This is a genomic window from Stenotrophomonas sp. SKA14 (assembly GCF_000158575.1).
GTDB lineage: Bacteria > Pseudomonadota > Gammaproteobacteria > Xanthomonadales > Xanthomonadaceae > Stenotrophomonas > Stenotrophomonas forensis.
On the sequence record NZ_DS999412.1, the window covers coordinates 2,639,706 to 2,655,862 of the forward strand.

The window sequence follows — 16,157 nt, forward strand, 5'->3', positions numbered from 1 at the left end:
CCATGGGCAGCCTGCCGAAATTCCTGCCGATCACCGTGATCGACTCCGCCGCACCGGTGCCTGCCGAGGCGCATTCGCACCACCACGATGCGGCGGAGCAGGGGCCGCGTTCGCTTGGTCAGCCGGCACCGTGCCGGCTGTTCGTGGACGAGACCGCCATCAGCGAGGCCGAGATCGCCCGCGAGATGCAGCACCATCGGGCGATGCGCCCGGAACAGTCACGCGCCGAGGCGGCGCGTGCACTTGTGGTGCGTGAGCTATTGAGGCTTGAGGCGCAGCGGCTGGGGCTTCAGGCGCTCGAGGGTGGCCGGGTCAGCGATGAAGAAGTGCTGATCCAGCAACTGCTGGAAGATGCGATCGACGACCGTGTACCCACCGACGAGGACTGCCGCCGCTATTTCGAGCAGAACCCGGAGCGCTTCCGCTCGCCCGATCGCGTGCGCCTGCGCCATATCCTGCTGGCGGCACCGGCCGATGACGTGGCCGGGCGGTTTGCCGCACGCACCGAGGGTGAGCGGCTGGTGGGGCTGCTGAAGGAATCGCCGCACCTGTTCGCCGATTTCGCCCTGCGCCATTCGCGTTGCCCCTCCAGCAGCGAGGGCGGTGACCTCGGCTGGTTGCAGCGGGGCCAGACCACGCCGGAGTTCGATCGCCAGGTGTTCCGCCTGCGCGAAGGCCTGGCCGGCTTCCCGGTGGAATCGCGCTGGGGCTACCACGTGGTCTGCGTTGATGCCCGCGAGGAAGGCCAGCCGCAGCCATTCGAAGCGGTGCTGCCGCAGCTGCGTGATTACCTGGAACTGCAGGTGCGCCAGCGCGAGGTGCAGGCCTACCTGTTGCAGCTGCAGGAACGTTATCCGGTGCGCGGACTGGAAGAGATCGAAGCTGAAGCGGATATCGGCTGACCCATCGTGAACGAGGAGACCCCATGAACCAGGCTCTTGCCCCCGCCAGTGCCGGGCAGCAGCAGCGTGCGCTGTGGCTGAGCACTTTCGCTTTTACCGTGTGTTTCGCCGTGTGGATGATCTTCTCGATCATCGGCATCCAGATCAGCCAGCAGCTCGGGCTGAACGACACCGAGTTCGGCCTGCTGATCGCCACGCCGGTACTGACCGGTTCGGTCAGCCGTGTGTTCCTCGGCATCTGGTCCGACCAGTTCGGTGGCCGCAAGGTGATGGTGCTGGTGATGCTGTGTGGTGCGGTGGCCACCTGGATGCTGACCTATGCGCAGACCTACACCCAGTTCCTGTTCGCTGCGCTGTGCGTGGGCATCGCCGGTGGCAACTTCTCGGTCGGCGTGGCCTACGTGTCGAAGTTCTTCCCGGCCAGCAAGCAGGGCACCGCGCTGGGCATCTTCGGTGCCGGCAACATCGGTTCGGCGGTGACCAAGCTGCTGGCGCCGCTGGTGATGGTGGCCGCCGGCTGGACCATGGTGGCCAAGGTCTGGGCAGTGGCGCTGGCCGTCACTGCCGTGTTGTTCTTCCTCTTCAGCAAGGAAGACCCGTCGCTGGAACAGCGCCGCCGCGAAGGCGTGAAGCCGGTGCCGTTCGCCGAGCAGATGGCGCCGCTGAAGAACCTGCAGGTGTGGAGGTTCTCGCTGTACTACTTCTTCGTGTTCGGCGGCTTCGTGGCGCTGGCATTGTGGCTGCCGCACTACCTGGTGGGCGCCTACGGCATGGACGTGGGCACCGCCGGCATGCTGGCGGCGTGCTACTCGATCCCGGCCAGCCTGTTCCGCGTGGTCGGGGGCTGGATGTCGGACAGGATGGGCGCTCGCCGGGTGATGTACTGGACCTTCGGCGTCTCGGCCATCTGCACCTTCCTGCTGGCCTACCCGGACACCGAGTACGTGGTGAAGGGCATCCACGGACCGATCCACTTCCACCTGGCCATCGGCGTGGTGCTGTTCACCGTGCTGGTGTTCGTGCTGGGCTTCTTCATGTCGCTGGGCAAGGCCGCGGTCTACAAGCACATCCCGGTCTACTACCCGGAGCGGGTCGGGGCGGTCGGTGGCGTGGTCGGCATGATCGGGGGCCTCGGTGGCTTCATCCTGCCGATCGTGTTCGGTGCGCTGAACGATGCGCTGGGCATCTGGAGCAGCTGCTTCATGCTGCTGTTCGTGCTGGTGGCCGCTGCACTGGCCTGGATGCATTTCGCCATCCGCCGCATGGAGCGCCGCCACTTCCCGCAGATCGACCGCGAGACCGATCTGCCTGAAGCCATCGATGCCGCCGCGGCCGATCGTGCGCGCGGCAGGTGAACGGGGTTGCCGGCCAGCGGCCGGCACTACCGTGTGTGTGAAGGGGTAGTGCCGGCCGCTGGCCGGCATGAATCCGCAGATGCGTCGCGCTTGATTTCAATCAGGGCAACGCGAGGAGGGACGCCCGAAGATGTCTGCCATGAGCTTCCACGTCGACCAGAGTGAGGACACCGCGCTGCAGGCGGCATTGCTGCGGCAACCCCGGCATGTGCTGTTCCCGCCGGCTGACCAGTTCAGCACCGGCTTCGGCGAAAGTGGATGGCGCGCCGCGGTGCGCGCCAGCAACGAGCACCTGATCCCGCGCGGCCTGACCCTGGGTTTCCAGGCCGGGCGCAGCGGCCGCGATGTACCGGCGCAGGCCTATCTGGAGACAGTGCTGCTGGCCCTTCGGTTGCAGGCAGCTGCCTTGGCGGAGGATCGCGAAGTGGTGGCCATGGTCCTGCAGCTGGGACTGGCCGAAACGCTGCCGCCGCCGCAACTCGGCCAGCTGCTGGACGCGGTGCCGCAGCACCTGCGCACCGTGGCGCGCCCGCAGGTAGAGGTGCGGCTGGATGCAGGCAGCGCGCTGTCACCGGCACAACTGCGTGCGGTGGGGTGTACCCGCCTGAACGTGATCGACCGGGCCGACGCGCCGGGGCCGACGCTGCTGGCGCAGGCGCGGCAGGTGGGCTTCACCGCGCGCTACTACCAGTTGCGGGTGCCAGCCTGCGAGGATGCAGGCTTCATCGAGCGCCTGCATGAGGTGCTGGCCGAAGCGCCCGAGCGCGTGCTGCTGCCGGCACCGTGCGCATTGCCGCAGCATCCGTCCGCCGCGAACTGGCTGCAGGCCTGGCGCCTGCTGCGTGCAGCGGGTTACGAGGCAATCGGGGGCGATCACTATCAACGCGGCGATCTGCCGAACCCGCACGGGCCGGGCGATGGCCAGCGCCATTGCGACCTGGCCGGGGTGCCGCGCCGTGACCGCAGCGACTTCATCGGCCTTGGCCTGTCCGCCTGCAGCCAGATCGGCGAGGTGTTCTATCGGCTGGAGGACGAATGGGATCAATGGCGGGCGCGGCTGCAGGCCGGGCACATCGGCGTGTCCGCCGGGTTGATCCTGTCCGAGGAGGAGCGGTTGGCGGCCGAGGTGGCACAGAGCATCGCCTGCGACCACGCGCTCGATGCCGCCGCCTTCGAATGGCGCAACGATGAACCATTCGAGGAGTGCTTCGCCGGGCAGCTGCCGGCCCTGTCGCCACTGCTTGCTCGCGGCTGGGCGCAGTGGGACGCACGCGTGCTGCGCCTGGCCGAAGAAGGTCGCCTGCTGTGGCGTATGATGTCTGCATGCTTCCGGCCGGCGGCCGCCATCGCTTGAGTCTTCCCTCGATGTCTCCGAATCCGCCCTCGCATGGCCGCCTTCGCCAGGCGACACCGAATCCCGCAGCTGCCGATGACGGCGATGCACTGCATTTCTGCAGCACCTGCGCGTTCTCCGATGCCTGCATGTCGCAGGGGTATGACAAGACCGCACTGGGTGACCTGCATGTGCTGGTCGACCATGTCGGTCCGTTCCATGCCGGTGACTACATCTTCCGTGCCGGCGAATCGTTCGATTCGATCGCAGCGGTGCGCGCGGGCATGGTCAAGACCTTCGTCGATGACAGCCAGGGCAATGAACAGGTGCTGGGCTTCAGCCTGCCCGGCGAGGTGATCGGCCTGAACGCGATCCATGGTTCGCGCTTCCCCTGCAATGCGGTGGCGCTGGATACCGTGCACCTGTGCCGCATCTCGTTCCCCAAACTGAGCCTGCTGGCCACGCGCATGCCGGGGCTGCAGGCCAAGCTGTTCAGCCTGCTCAGTGCGGAGATCGGCAAGGTCGCCACGCTGGCGGCCAACCACCGCACCGAAGAGCGCATGGCCGCGTTCCTGCTGGACATGTCCGAGCGTTATGCGCGGCGCGGATTCTCCGCCACGCGCTTCAACCTGACCATGGCGCGGACCGAGATCGCCAACTACCTGCGGATGGCGCCGGAAACCGCCAGCCGCGTGCTGCGCCGCCTGAGCGATGATGGGATCATCGCGGTGAAGCAGCGCGAGATCCTGCTGTTGCAGCCCGAGCGCCTGGCGGCGCTGGCGGTGGCTGACGAATCCGATCCGAACTGAACCTGGCCAGGAGCCGACGATGAAACGAGCGGGACTGTTGTTGCTGGGATTGCTGGCCACGGTGCCGGCCTGGGCAGCCGACCTGACGGTGTCGGCGGCATCGAGTTTGACCGAGAGCTTCCGTGAACTGGGCGCCGCCTACGAGAAGGCGCACCCGGGGACCAAGGTCGATTTCAACTTCGCCGCCTCGGGCGTGCTGCTGCAGCAGATCAGCCGCGGCGCGCCGGTGGATGTGTTTGCGTCGGCTGATGAAACCACCATGGACCAGGCGCAGCAGCAGGACCTGCTGGCGGCCGGCACCCGCGAGGTGTTCGCGGTGAATGCGCTGTGGGTGGTGGTGCCGCCGCAGGCCAAGGCCGCGCCGCGCAGTTTGAAGGACCTGGCCGGTGCCGGCGTGCAGCGCATCGCGCTGGGCAACCCGGACAGCGTGCCGGTCGGGCGCTATGCCAAGGGCGCGCTGGAAGCGGCGGGCCTGTGGCCGTCGGTGCAGGGCAAGACCATCACTACGCAGAACGTGCGCCAGTCGCTGGATTACGTGGCGCGTGGTGAAGTGGACGCCGGCTTCGTCTACGCCACCGATGCGCAGGCGATGCCCGACCGGGTGCGCCGTGCCTTCGCGGTGCCGGTGGCGGGTCGCATTGCCTATCCGCTGGCGGTGACCAAGGCCAGCGCGCAGCCGGCCGAAGCCAAGCGCTTCACGGCGTTCGTGCGTTCGGCACAGGGCCAGGCGATCCTGGCCAAACACGGATTCGGCAAGCCCTGAGGCATGGATCTCGATTGGAGCGCACTGGGGTTGTCGCTGAAGGTGGCCGGCTGGGCCACCGCGATCAACCTGGTGCTGGGCGTGGCGCTGGGCGCGCTGCTGGCGCGACGGCGCTTTCCGGGCCGCGAGCTGCTGGATTCGCTGCTGACCCTGCCGATGGTGCTGCCGCCAACGGTGCTGGGCTATTACCTGCTGGTGCTGATCGGCCGCAATGGCCCGATCGGCGCGTGGCTGCAGTCGTGGTTCGGTATCAGTCTGGTGTTCACCTGGCAGGCGGCGGTGATCGCTGCGGCGGTGGCCTCGCTGCCGCTGGTGTTCAAGCCGGCACGCGCGGCGTTCGAGGGCGTGGACGGGCAGCTGGAGCAGGCTGCGCGCACGCTCGGCGTGTCCGAAGCGGCGGTGTTCTTCCGGGTCACGCTGCCGTTGGCCTGGCGCGGCATCCTTGCCGGCCTGCTGCTGGCCTTCGCGCGTGCGATGGGCGAGTTCGGTGCGACGCTGATGGTGGCCGGCAGCATTCCGGGCCGCACGCAGACGCTGTCGATCGCCATCTACGAGGCGGTGCAGGCCGGGCAGGATGGCAAGGCCAATGCGCTGGTGATCCTGACCTCGGTGGTCTGCATCGTGATCCTGCTGCTGGCCGCACGGCTGGTCGGCGGACGCCGCCGGGAGCTGCGTGATGTGGCTTGACCTGCAGGTGCAGCGGCGCCTGCAGGCGGCCGGACAGGATTTCGTGTTGGACGTGTCGCTGCAGTGCTCGCAGCGGCAGGTGGTACTGTTCGGGCCCTCGGGCGCGGGCAAGAGCCTGACATTGAAGGCGGTGGCCGGGCTGCTGCGGCCCGGCCAGGGCCATGTGCGCCTGCAGGGACAGACCCTGTTCGATGCGGCCACCGGCGTGGATCTGCCGCCGCAGCGCCGCCGGCTGGGCTACGTGTTCCAGGACTATGCGCTGTTCCCGCACCTGAGCGTGCGCCAGAACGTCGCGTTCGGGCTGCAGAAGGGCTGGTTGAATCCACGCGGCCGCCAGCGTTTCGATGCGGTGGAGCAGTGGTTGCACGCCTTCCGCATCGACACGGTGAGCGATCTGTTGCCGTCGCAGATATCCGGCGGCCAGCGCCAGCGCACCGCCCTGGCGCGCGCCCTGGTGACCCAGCCGCAGGCACTGCTGCTGGACGAACCGTTTTCCGCGCTGGACCACGACCTGCGCCAGCACCTGCGCCAGGAACTGGAGACGGTGCTGGACAGGACCGGCATCCCGTTGCTGCTGATCAGCCATGACCCACAGGACGTGGCCGTGTTCGGCCAGCAGGTAGCCCGCGTGGTGGATGGCCGCATCGTCAGCGAGTGACCCGTGATGGACGCACTGGCGATGGTGGGTTGCATCTGATGGTAGTGCCGGCCGCTGGCCGGCAACCATGGAATCCGGAGCAGCCGGCCAGCGGCCGGCTCTACCGCGTCGGGGGTTCAGCGGCATCTGATGGTAGTGCCGGCCGCTGGCCGGCAATCATGGAATCCGGAGCAGCCGGCCAGCGGCCGGCGCTACCGCACCGGGGGTTTTGCGGCATCTGATGGTAGTGCCGGCCGCTGGCCGGCAACCACGGAACGCAGAACAGCCGGCCAGCGGCCGGCGCTACCGGTTCAACCGTTGGTCGCCCACTGGATGAACGCCCAGCGTCGTGTCGGTGCCATGCCGAACCGGTGTTGCGGCGAGCGTGCATGCCACGCGCGCACGCGGGCTTCCTCATCCGCATCGAGCGCACCGAACAGCTCCACGGCCTGGCGCACCAGGCCGTCGGCATCTTGGGCGACGTCGCGCACCGATTCGGGCAGGTAATCCACCTGCGGCTCCCGGCCCATGTCCAGCAGCATGTTGATCGGGTAGCGGTGATCGGGCATCGGCACCCACTCGCGGCCGAGCAGCTCGGCCAGCTCGGGCACGCCGGCACGCGGGCCGGTGGCGAAGGTGATGCAGGCGCGCTGGCGGGCGTGCGCGTCCAGCCTGCGCAGCGCTGCCTCGAGGTCCGGCACCATCAGTGAACGCGAGGCAATGGCAAGGTCGCAACGCGGCACGGCGTGCCAGTCATCGGTCCACGACAGCTGCCACGGCGTAACGTTGCTGGCATCTTCGCGTGCGATCGCGGCGCGCAGGCCGTCGAGCATGCCGCTGCTGTAGTCCAGGGCATGCACGTGCTGCACCCGTGCAGCGATGGGCAGGCTCAGCAGGCCGGGCCCGCAGCCGACATCCAACACCGTGGCCACACCCCCCAGATCAAGCCGGGCCAGGAAGGCATCGCTGTAGTCGTCGTGGCGGCGCTTCCAGCTGGTCTGCGCGGCGCGCGCATCCCAGGCACTGGCCGGCTTGGCCTGGAAAGCACAGGCCAGCAGGTGCTGGCGATAGCGCGCGGCATGGTCGATCGGGGTGGGGAGCGGTGTACTCATGTGGAAGATCCAGAAGCGGGCAGGGCGGCAGCGACGCGTGCCGCATCGACGCCATACAGCGTGGCGAGGCGTTCGGGGGTGGCGATCTCCCGCGCAGGGCCCAGTGCCTGCAGGCTGCCCGCCGCCATCAGTGCGATGCGGTCGGCGACCTGCAGCGCGTGCTGCGGTTGATGGGTGGACAGCAGCACCCCGATGCCAGTGTCGGCCAGGCGACGTACCGTATCGAGGATGCGCAGCTGGTTGCCGAAGTCGAGGCTGGCAGTGGGCTCGTCCATCACCAGCAGGTGCGCCTGCTGGGCCAGCGCACGCGCGATCAGCACCAGCTGCCGCTCGCCACCACTGAGCGTGGTCACCGTGCGTTCGGCGAACGCATGCAGCCCCAGTTCGCGCAGGCACTCCCCGGCGATGGCTTCGTCGGCACGACCGGGGGTGGCCAGCAGGCCCAGGTGCGCGGCGCGGCCCATGGCCACCACCTCGCGCACGCGCCAGGCGAAAGGCATGGGTGAGGCCTGCGGGACATAGCCGATGCGGCGAGCAATGGCAGCGCGGTCATGCACGCGCAGCGGCGTTCCCTGCAGGTCCACCTCGCCACGCACGGCGGGCAGCAGGCCGAGCAGGGTGCGGAACAGGGTGGTCTTGCCACAGCCATTCGGACCCAGCAGGCAGAGCACTTCACCGGGGTGTACCGACAACGCGAACGGCGCACCCAGTGCCACGCCGGCATGGCCGATGACCAGTTCGCGCGCTTCCAGCAACGGTGTGTTGCCGCTCATGGTCGACGCTCGCTGCGCGCCAGCACCAGCAGGAAGCAGGGCACGCCGACAAACGCGGTGAGGATGCCGAGCGGCAGCTCGATCGGGGCCAGGGTACGGGCCAGCGTATCGGCCGCGAGCAGGAAGCTGGCGCCGAGCAGCAGGCTGGCCGGCAACAGGCGGCGGAAGTCGGCGCCGACCAGCAACCGCGCGATGTGCGGAACCACCAGTCCCACCCAGCCGATGATGCCGGCCAGCGACACCGCGGCTGCCGTGCACAGCGTGGCGGCGGCGATCAGTGTCCAGCGCAGCGGCGTGACCGCTACGCCCAGCGCGCGGGCCTCCTCGTCGCCGAGGCCGAGCAGGTTCACCCGCCAGCGCAGCAGCAGCAGCGGCAACAGCCCGAGCAACAGCAACGGCGCGGTGACCTTGAGGTCGTCGATGACCACCGCGTTCAATCCGCCCAGCAGCCAGAAGGTGATCGACGGCAACTGCGTGTACGGATCAGCCAGCAGTTTCAACAGCGAGATGCCGGCACCGAGCAGCGCGGACACCGCGACACCGGCCAGCACCAGCACCAGTACCGGGTCATGACGACGCACCAGCGCCGCCACCAGGCAGACCAGGCCGACGGCGCCCAGACCGCCGGCAAAGGCGATGCCCTGCACCAGCAACATCGGCAGGCCGAGGAACAGGCCCAGCGACGCGCCAAGACCCGCGCCCGCGGAAACGCCGAGGATGTCCGGCGACACCAGCGGATTACGGAACATGGCCTGGTACGCCGCGCCAGCGGCGGACAGCACCGCGCCGATCAGGACGGCGGCCAGCACGCGCGGCAGGCGGATGTGCCAGAGCGCCGCCTGCACTGCAGGCGCGGGGGAATCACCGATGCCGAACAGCTGCCAGCCGATGGCGTGCAGCAACGCCGCCGGTCGCACCGGGAACTGGCCGACCGAGAACGCCAGCAGCAGCATCGCCAGCAGCAGGCTCCAGCCACCGGCATGCCAGGCCCAACGTGGAAGCGTGCGCATGCTCAGGCGTTCGCCCCCAGGCTGCGCGCAAGCGCGGCGGGCAATGGTTGGCCCCACAGCAGCTGATGCAGCGCGCTGATGCGGCCGCGCAGAGCGGCGGGTGCCAGCGCGGGCGTCGCGCCGGGATGCAGCCTGGACAACAGCCACGGCAGGCCAGGCAGGCGGTTGATGCCGGGCGGGCCATCCAGCCAGCCGAACGGCAGCACCGGCGCGCAGTACAGGCGCGCCTCACGCACGGCGCGCAGTGCGCGCCAGCGTGGGTCCTGTGCAGCATGTGCAGCGAAGCCGGCATCCTGGGTCAGAATCACGTCCGGGTCCCAGGCCAGCAGTTGTTCGAACGAAACGCGGGCCAGGCCGCCGGCACCGGCACTGGCCGCCACATTGCGGCCGCCACAGAACTCGATCACTTCGGTATTGATCGAGCCGGCCAGGCCACTTTCCAGGCCATCGCTGCCGCGCCCATAGTAGACGCTGGGCCGCGCCGCCTCCGGCCGCGCCGCCAGCACCTCGCGGACCAGCGCCAACTGCGCTTCGGCTGCCTGCGCCAAGGCTTCGCCGCGTGCGGCCACACCAAGCAACCTGCCGAGGTGGCGCAGCTGCGCCGGATGATCAGGCAGGCGCCCGGCAATCAGCTCGAAGGGAATCGCGGTCTGCTTCCAGACCCGCTCGGCCGAGTCGCGGTAACTGGCGTCGAAATCTCCTGCATCCAGCACCAGGTCCGGCTGCATCGCGAGCAGGCGCTCGAGGCTGACCGTACTGCCGCGCCCGGCTAGGCGGCCGACCACCGGCAATGTGCGCACGACCGCCGGCAGCTGCGCCAGCGCGTCGGGCGAGACCTTCATCGGCCACCCCAGCAGGCGCTCGGGCGCCACCGCGGCCAGCAGCACCGCGGCCGGCGGACCGGCCGCGAACACGCGCCTGGGTGTGGCCTTCGGTGCGCCCAGCCGCAGCACACGCTGCGCCGGCATCGCCAGCAGTTCGGCACGGGCGGCCAGCAGGGGCGCCAGCGCGAACGCCTGCAGCAGGGCGCGCCGCCTCATGCGGCCGCCTCGGGTGCGTTGCGGCAGGCATCCCACCAGGCCTGCACGGCTGCGTCATCGGCGGGCAGTTCAATGGCCATGCCGCCGGTGAACTGCCGCCACGCGTCGAGGTAGGGCAGCTTCACCGCGGTCAGCAGCGGGATGCCCGCCAGCATCAGCGCCAGTAGCTCATCGGCCATGCCACCGCCTTCGGATTCCAGCGTGCCGAAGCGGTTGGCGATGGCCAGCTCGGCATGGTCCTGCAGTGCCCGGCGCAGCACCACGCTGGCATCGGCGATGCCGCCCGGGTCGAGGTTGCAGCCACACGAGGCCGGGCCCAGCGCCTGGCTGATCGGGTAGCGTGACGCGGGATCGGTCACGTCCATCAGCGCCATGCGCTTGCCGCCGTTGGCCGCGGGCTGGTGTGGCAGGTGCACCAGCCAGCGCACGCGATGTCCGGCGGCCAGCTGGCGCGCGGCGAAGGCGGCCAGCAGTCCATCGGGCTCGCCGCTGTGGTCATGCACGATCGCCGCGATGCGCGGTGTCGAGGTTGCGGTCATGCTCAGAACCTCCAGTTGGCATTGGCGAACCAGGTGCGCCCCGGCATCGGGTAGCCGTCGGCCAGTTCGTACCATTTGTCACCGATGTTGCGCACGCCGAGGTCGAAATCCCAGGCCTCGCGCGGGCTCCAGCTGGCCTTCAGGCCGGTGATGCCGTAGCCGGGCAGCGCACGTACCGGTCGCGCCGCGTCGGCGTAGCTGACCTTGCGGCCCTGCTCGGCTTCCAGCGTGGCCTGCAGTGTCCACTGCGGCAGCAGCTGCCAGCCCACCGCCATGAACAGCCGCTGGCGCGGGCTGTCGAGCAGGGCCACGTTGCGGTCCTGCAGGTTGGTGCGGCGCAGCCAGGTGTAGCTGGCCTGCAGGTCCCAGTCGTCGCCGATGCGCTGGCGCAGGCCCAGTTCCACACCCTGGTGCCGAGCCTTGCCGATGTTCTGCGCCTGGTTGCAGGTGCTGCCGCCGCACTCGCGCGACGCCACTACCGCGTTCTGGATCAGGTCGTCGATCCGGCTTTGGAAGATCGCCGCCTGCAGCTGGCCGCCTTCCCACCAGCGGCCACGCAGGCCTGCTTCGAAGTGGGTCGCATGCTCGGGCTTCAGGTCCGGGTTCGGCAGTGCCGCGCCCATGCGCGCCGAGTAGCGATCCTTGATGGTCGGGAAGCGCGTGCGCCGCGCCACGCTGGCGTACCACTGCTGGTCCGGCGCCAGCTGCTGCACATACTCCATCACCGCATTGGTGGCATCGGTACTGCCGGTCGGCCAGAAGTACACGCGCTTGGCGTCGCGACGGTCATGGCCGATGCCCACGCGCAGGTGCGAGGTATCGGTCAGTGCGATGCGGTCCTCGATCGCCACGGACGTAGTGACATCACGGAAGTCCTTGGTCGGCGAGTGCGGATTGCGTTCGCTGTGCTGGTCTTCCTTGTAGTGGATCGCGAACTGCAGTTCCTGGCGCGGCAGCGCCGTCGTGGCCAGGGTCACCGAGCCGCCCACGGTGCGGTCATCGTAGATGCTGGGGAAGCTGCTGTTGTCCATCGCCACCTGGTAGCTGCCGTCGGTATAGGCGTCCAGGCCGTTGCCATAGGTATCGCGGTAGACGCGGGTGCGCAGCGTGGTGTGCTCGCCCAGGCGGGTGTTGCCGATGAAGTACAGGCTGTCCTTGTCCCACCACGGCCAGCGCCAGTAGCGGATGCCGCTGCGCGCGGTGCCGGTGTAGACCGGGTTGTCCTTTTCACCATCCTGGCGCGCGTAGCCGATCGCATACTCGTCGCCCTCGCGTGGGGTATAGCCCAGCTTGAACGACAGGCGGCGGTCGTCGCGCGAGGCGTTGCGGCGGTCCTTGCCGGTGTCGGTGGGCACCCGCTTGTAATCGACGAAGCCCTTCGGCAGCGGGAAGTCATCGGCCTTCAGGATCGATGCACCCAGCTGGAAGTACCAGTCGCCGCGGCGGCCGCCAAGATTGACCGCCGCCTTGCGCTCGCCACCGTCGGCGATGCCCAGGCGCACATCACCTTCCAGCGGGCGCTCGGGACGGCGGCTGACCAGATTGATCGCACCGCCCAGGATGTTCGGCCCGTACAGCAGCGAGGCCGCGCCGCTGGCGACCTGGATCTCGGCCAGGTCGAAGGTGGTGAAGCGGCCGAAATCCACGTAGCCGTCATAGGGAACGTAGAGCGGGATGCCGTCGAGGAACACCGGCACCTGGCGCGCATCGAAGCCGCGCAGGTAGACCATGTCCTCGTTGCGCGAGTTGCGCGCCAGGCTCACGCCCGGCAGCACGCTGACCGCGTCACCGACCGTGTTGCGGTCCAGCTGCTGGATGCGCTCGGCGTCGAGGCTGCGTTCGGCCACGGTGGGCGAGGTGCCGCGTTCGGCATGCACGTCGATCGTGCCCAGGGTGAACACCGGTGGCGGCGAGGCGGAGTCGGCGGCGGTGGCGGCCAGCGGCAGCAGCAGGGCAGACAGGGGTAGAACGAAACGACAGGTACGCATCCTCGCGAGTCCTCGGGTTCGTTATATCCAAGATGATATAACGGTTGGCAGGGGTCAACTTGATGACCGACCCGGGGATTCTCGGCGCCGGCCGGCGCGGCCACCTTGATCGATATCAAGCCCGGTGCAGGGGAGCGACGCCGTACACTGGCCGTTCGCGCGCAACGCAGGAAAACGAGCACGATGAGTGAGGCCGGGCCACCGTTGGAACTGCAGGGCAACCTGTGGCTGAGCATTGCCGGGCAGAGCGTGGGGGGCCGCGGGCGCTTCGCGCTGCTGGGACTGATCGATGCCTGTGGCTCGATCAGCCAGGCCGCCAAGCGCATGGGCATGACCTACAAGAACGCCTGGGATGCGGTGGATGCGATGAACACCGCCGCCGGCGAGCCGCTGGTCGTGCGCAGCGTGGGCGGACGTGGAGGAGGCGGTGCGCAGCTGACCGAACGCGGCCACCAGCTGATCGCCCGCTTCGAAGAGGTCGAGCGCGCGCACCGCACCTTCCTGCAGTCGCTGCAGGCCACCCCCGGGCTGGACGAGGATCTGGCCCTGATCCGGAGAATCGGCATGATCACCAGTGCACGCAACCAGTTCCATGGCCGGGTCAGCGCGCTGGCCACCGGTGCGGTCAACGACGAAGTGCAGATCGAAGTGGCGCCGGGGCTGGCGCTGGTGGCCACGATCACCCACGGCAGCGTGGAAGCACTGGGGCTGGCGGTGGGCGTGCCGGCCTATGCGCTGGTGAAGGCCTCGTCGGTGATCGTCGCGCAGGGGGAGGGGCGCTATTCGGCACGCAACCAGTTCAGTGGCACGGTGGAGCGGCTCACCGAGGGCGCGGTGAACGATGAGGTGGTGGTGGACATCGGCCATGGCTGCAGCGTGGTGGCGGTGATCACCCGTGCCAGTACCGCAGCGCTGGCGCTGCGCGAAGGCAGCGCGGCAACGGTGCTGTTCAAGGCCTCAAGCGTGATCGTCGGGGTGCCGATGTAGCACGGTCTGGGTAGTGCCGGCCGCTGGCCGGCAGCTTCATGGATCGAAGCGCAGCCGGCCAGCGGCCGGCTCTACCCATGGTGTCAAGCGTGATCGTCGGGGTGCCGATGTAGCGCGGTCTGGGTAGTGCCGGCCGCTGGACGGCAGCTTCATGGTACGAAGCACAGCCGGCCAGCGGCCGGCTCTACCCGACGGACGGATCAATACAGCTCGCAGTGGGTGCGGCCTTCGCTACGCAGCGTGTCCCAAAGGCCTTCGCCGCCGATGCCATCGATGGCGTCGCGCACCGCGCCTTCCAGGTGGCGCTTGTTGCCGCACAGGTACAGATGCCCGCCACGGGCCAGCACATCACGTACCTCGCTGGCACGCTGCTGCAGTACATGCTGCACATAGACCTTGTCAGCCCCATCGCGCGAGAACGCCGTATGCAGGCCAGCCAGCGCGCCGCGCGCGTACCAGTCCTGCAGCTGCTCGCGATAGAGGTAATCGTGTTCGCGATGCTTCTCGCCGAACACCAGGTGCACTTCACGTTCGCAGGCGGTCGCCTGCAGTTCCAGCATCAGGCCCATCAACGGTGCGATGCCGGTACCGGTGCCGATCAGCAACAGCGGTGCTTCGCCGCTATCGGGCAGATGGAAGCCCGGATTGGAGCGGCAGTACACACGGGCGTGGCCGCCACCATGCAGCAGGCTGCCGGTGGCGGTGCCAAAGCGCTCGCGGCCGCGCAGGGTGTAGCGCACCTCGCGCACGCACAGGCTGAGCTGGTCATCGCAGGGGTGCGAGGCAATCGAATAGGCACGCGGCAGGCGTGGCGACAGCAGCTCGCGCAGGCGCGGCAGCGGAATGCTGTCCGGGGTGGCGTGATCCTGCAGCACATCCAGCAGATCCAGCCCGTACAGGTACGCCTCCAGCTCACGCTTCTGGCTGACCTTCAGCAGGCCCTTCAATGTATCGCTGCCGCCGAGCCGGGCCAGTTCGCGCAGCACGTTCTTGCCCAGCAGGCGCAGCTCGCGGTCGTGCAGGGTGGCCACGGCGGCGCTGTCGCCGTACCAGTTGGCCAGCGCCTGCAACAGTGCAGGGTCGTTCTCCGGCACCACGTGCAGGGTGTCACCAGCCCGGTAGGCCATGCCGCTGCCAGCAATGTCCAGCTGCAGGTGCCAGGCGGCGGGATCGCTGCTGTTCAAGCGGCGGCGTTCAACGATGCGCGCGGCAAAGGCGTTGTCTTCGCCATAGGCGGTCACCTGCAGGCGCAGGTCGTGGCCGGCGGCGGTGTTTCCGTCCAGCACCTGGCTGAGCACCGGCTGCCATTGCTGGAAGAACTGCTCGTAGCCGAGATCGGCATCCACGCGGTGCAGCAGCGGTTGTGCCTGGCGTTCGCTCAGTGCGGCATCCAGGGCTTTGGTGAAGCCACAGAAGCGGGGGTAGCCGGTATCGCCAAGCCCGAACACCGCATAGCGCAGGCCGCTCAGCGTCGGGGTCTGGCGCAGTGTTTCGAAGAACTGCTCGCCGTTGGCCGGCGGTTCGCCGTCACCGAACGAGCTGGAAATCGCCAGCAGCACATCGCCGTGGCCGAGGCTGGCCACGTCGATGTCGTTGAAGGGAAGCACCTGCGGCGCGTGCGGCTGCAGGTCCGCGCCCAGGCGCTGGGCCAGGGCGCGGGCGTTGCCCGACTCGGACGCGAAGCCCACCAGCAGGCGGCTGATGGCGGTGCTGGTCGGCAGGGCGTTCACGCGGCCTCGTAGAAGTCGTCGAACTTTTCCTTGCTGAACTCGACCAGGTCGTAGTTCTGCATCAGGTCGTTCACCACGCGGCGGATGCTGATGTACGAGGTGATGTTGCCTTCGGCGTCGAACAGCGGCTGCACGGTGGTGTCGACCACGTAGAGCACGCCGCCCTTGCCCAGGTTCGGCACGATGCCGGTCCAGGTCTTGCCGGCCTTGATCGTGTCCCACATGTCCTTGTAGACCGCCTTGGGCACGTCGGGGTGGCGCACGATGCTGTGTGGCTGGCCGATCAGTTCTTCGCGGGCGAAGCCGGTAAGCGTGCAGAACAGGTCGTTGGCGTAGGTGATGTTGCCCTGCAGGTCGGTGGTGGAGATCACCATGACGTTCTGCATGGCGTTGAGAAGCTGGGCGTTGTCGGGGGTGTAGCTCATCGCAGGGTCCTTTTGGATGCCGGAAACGCCGGCGTGTTTGGGTCCTGCATAGGAATACGCCCGCGCG

The 16,157-nt window shown here is 68.6% G+C and carries 16 protein-coding genes; 8 read left to right on the top strand and 8 right to left on the bottom strand.

Annotation, left to right across the window (positions count from 1 at the left end; translation table 11 throughout):
* Positions 1-2: 2 nt before the first annotated feature.
* From SSKA14_RS11995 to SSKA14_RS12025, 7 genes are all read left to right on the top strand, one after another.
* Complete coding sequence (locus SSKA14_RS11995) at positions 3-902, top strand: peptidylprolyl isomerase (RefSeq protein ID WP_008266210.1); 900 nt, start codon at positions 3-5, stop codon at positions 900-902.
* A 23-nt stretch (positions 903-925) separates the two neighbouring features.
* Positions 926-2,257 (top strand): nitrate/nitrite transporter, encoded by a 1,332-nt coding sequence (locus SSKA14_RS12000; protein ID WP_008268613.1) that lies wholly within the window; start codon positions 926-928, stop codon positions 2,255-2,257.
* A 139-nt stretch (positions 2,258-2,396) separates the two neighbouring features.
* Positions 2,397-3,611 carry a coproporphyrinogen III oxidase gene (locus SSKA14_RS12005; protein WP_008268558.1) on the top strand — a complete coding sequence of 405 codons (1,215 nt, stop codon included), beginning with the start codon at positions 2,397-2,399 and terminating at the stop codon, positions 3,609-3,611.
* 11 nt (positions 3,612-3,622) lie between these two features.
* Positions 3,623-4,399 (top strand): helix-turn-helix domain-containing protein, encoded by a 777-nt coding sequence (locus tag SSKA14_RS12010; protein WP_008265167.1) that lies wholly within the window; start codon positions 3,623-3,625, stop codon positions 4,397-4,399.
* Positions 4,400-4,418: 19 nt separating this feature from the next.
* On the top strand, positions 4,419-5,162 hold the full coding sequence (gene modA, locus SSKA14_RS12015) for a molybdate ABC transporter substrate-binding protein (protein ID WP_040007591.1): 744 nt from the start codon (positions 4,419-4,421) through the stop codon (positions 5,160-5,162).
* A gap of 3 nt (positions 5,163-5,165) precedes the next feature.
* Positions 5,166-5,849 carry a molybdate ABC transporter permease subunit gene (gene modB, locus SSKA14_RS12020; protein ID WP_008267264.1) on the top strand — a complete coding sequence of 228 codons (684 nt, stop codon included), beginning with the start codon at positions 5,166-5,168 and terminating at the stop codon, positions 5,847-5,849.
* Positions 5,839-6,507 (top strand): ATP-binding cassette domain-containing protein, encoded by a 669-nt coding sequence (locus SSKA14_RS12025; protein WP_008265513.1) that lies wholly within the window; start codon positions 5,839-5,841, stop codon positions 6,505-6,507. The genes modB and SSKA14_RS12025 overlap by 11 nt, the downstream gene beginning before the upstream one ends.
* Positions 6,508-6,797: 290 nt before the next feature.
* Here SSKA14_RS12025 and SSKA14_RS12030 read toward each other — a convergent pair whose 3' ends face one another.
* From SSKA14_RS12030 to SSKA14_RS12055, 6 genes are read right to left on the bottom strand one after another with little or no spacing between them, the layout of a single operon-like run.
* A complete protein-coding gene (locus tag SSKA14_RS12030; RefSeq protein ID WP_008265002.1) occupies positions 6,798-7,598 on the bottom strand; it encodes a class I SAM-dependent methyltransferase in 801 nt (266 codons plus the stop codon).
* Positions 7,595-8,371 (bottom strand): ABC transporter ATP-binding protein, encoded by a 777-nt coding sequence (locus SSKA14_RS12035; RefSeq protein ID WP_008265057.1) that lies wholly within the window; start codon positions 8,369-8,371, stop codon positions 7,595-7,597. Before SSKA14_RS12035 ends, SSKA14_RS12030 begins: the two co-directional genes overlap by 4 nt.
* The gene (locus SSKA14_RS12040) at positions 8,368-9,381 is read right to left on the bottom strand and encodes an iron ABC transporter permease (RefSeq protein ID WP_008265206.1); all 1,014 of its coding nucleotides are present in this window, start codon (positions 9,379-9,381) and stop codon (positions 8,368-8,370) included. Before SSKA14_RS12040 ends, SSKA14_RS12035 begins: the two co-directional genes overlap by 4 nt.
* 2 nt (positions 9,382-9,383) lie before the next feature.
* Positions 9,384-10,421, bottom strand: coding sequence for an ABC transporter substrate-binding protein (locus tag SSKA14_RS12045; protein ID WP_008265493.1), 1,038 nt, complete (start codon positions 10,419-10,421; stop codon positions 9,384-9,386).
* Positions 10,418-10,960: a DUF2478 domain-containing protein gene (locus SSKA14_RS12050; RefSeq protein WP_040007593.1), complete on the bottom strand. Its 543-nt coding sequence runs from the start codon at positions 10,958-10,960 to the stop codon at positions 10,418-10,420. Before SSKA14_RS12050 ends, SSKA14_RS12045 begins: the two co-directional genes overlap by 4 nt.
* Positions 10,961-10,962: 2 nt before the next feature.
* The gene (locus SSKA14_RS12055; protein WP_008267205.1) at positions 10,963-12,948 is read right to left on the bottom strand and encodes a TonB-dependent receptor; all 1,986 of its coding nucleotides are present in this window, start codon (positions 12,946-12,948) and stop codon (positions 10,963-10,965) included.
* Between the two features lie 183 nt (positions 12,949-13,131).
* On the opposite strand from SSKA14_RS12055, the gene SSKA14_RS12060 reads away from it, so the two are divergent.
* Complete coding sequence (locus SSKA14_RS12060) at positions 13,132-13,935, top strand: TOBE domain-containing protein (protein ID WP_008267841.1); 804 nt, start codon at positions 13,132-13,134, stop codon at positions 13,933-13,935.
* 200 nt (positions 13,936-14,135) lie between these two features.
* Here the strand turns inward: SSKA14_RS12060 and SSKA14_RS12065 are convergent, their stop codons facing one another.
* The gene (locus tag SSKA14_RS12065) at positions 14,136-15,665 is read right to left on the bottom strand and encodes a sulfite reductase flavoprotein subunit alpha (protein WP_008268211.1); all 1,530 of its coding nucleotides are present in this window, start codon (positions 15,663-15,665) and stop codon (positions 14,136-14,138) included.
* Entirely contained in the window at positions 15,662-16,090 is a 429-nt protein-coding gene (locus SSKA14_RS12070; RefSeq protein WP_032128130.1) for a PAS sensor domain-containing protein, read from the bottom strand. The genes SSKA14_RS12065 and SSKA14_RS12070 overlap by 4 nt, the downstream gene beginning before the upstream one ends.
* Positions 16,091-16,157: the final 67 nt, after the last annotated feature.

Excerpts from the sequence above, each read along its gene's own strand:
- SSKA14_RS11995 (WP_008266210.1), top strand. The coding sequence starts at position 3 with ATGGGCAGCCTGCCGAAATTCCTGCCGATCACCGTGATCGACTCCGCC.
- SSKA14_RS12000 (WP_008268613.1), top strand. The coding sequence starts at position 926 with ATGAACCAGGCTCTTGCCCCCGCCAGTGCCGGGCAGCAGCAGCGTGCG.
- SSKA14_RS12005 (WP_008268558.1), top strand. The coding sequence starts at position 2,397 with ATGAGCTTCCACGTCGACCAGAGTGAGGACACCGCGCTGCAGGCGGCA.
- SSKA14_RS12010 (WP_008265167.1), top strand. The coding sequence starts at position 3,623 with ATGTCTCCGAATCCGCCCTCGCATGGCCGCCTTCGCCAGGCGACACCG.
- modA (WP_040007591.1), top strand. The coding sequence starts at position 4,419 with ATGAAACGAGCGGGACTGTTGTTGCTGGGATTGCTGGCCACGGTGCCG.
- modB (WP_008267264.1), top strand. The coding sequence starts at position 5,166 with ATGGATCTCGATTGGAGCGCACTGGGGTTGTCGCTGAAGGTGGCCGGC.
- SSKA14_RS12025 (WP_008265513.1), top strand. The coding sequence starts at position 5,839 with ATGTGGCTTGACCTGCAGGTGCAGCGGCGCCTGCAGGCGGCCGGACAG.
- SSKA14_RS12030 (WP_008265002.1), bottom strand. The coding sequence starts at position 7,598 with ATGAGTACACCGCTCCCCACCCCGATCGACCATGCCGCGCGCTATCGC.
- SSKA14_RS12035 (WP_008265057.1), bottom strand. The coding sequence starts at position 8,371 with ATGAGCGGCAACACACCGTTGCTGGAAGCGCGCGAACTGGTCATCGGC.
- SSKA14_RS12040 (WP_008265206.1), bottom strand. The coding sequence starts at position 9,381 with ATGCGCACGCTTCCACGTTGGGCCTGGCATGCCGGTGGCTGGAGCCTG.
- SSKA14_RS12045 (WP_008265493.1), bottom strand. The coding sequence starts at position 10,421 with ATGAGGCGGCGCGCCCTGCTGCAGGCGTTCGCGCTGGCGCCCCTGCTG.
- SSKA14_RS12050 (WP_040007593.1), bottom strand. The coding sequence starts at position 10,960 with ATGACCGCAACCTCGACACCGCGCATCGCGGCGATCGTGCATGACCAC.
- SSKA14_RS12055 (WP_008267205.1), bottom strand. The coding sequence starts at position 12,948 with ATGCGTACCTGTCGTTTCGTTCTACCCCTGTCTGCCCTGCTGCTGCCG.
- SSKA14_RS12060 (WP_008267841.1), top strand. The coding sequence starts at position 13,132 with ATGAGTGAGGCCGGGCCACCGTTGGAACTGCAGGGCAACCTGTGGCTG.
- SSKA14_RS12070 (WP_032128130.1), bottom strand. The coding sequence starts at position 16,090 with ATGAGCTACACCCCCGACAACGCCCAGCTTCTCAACGCCATGCAGAAC.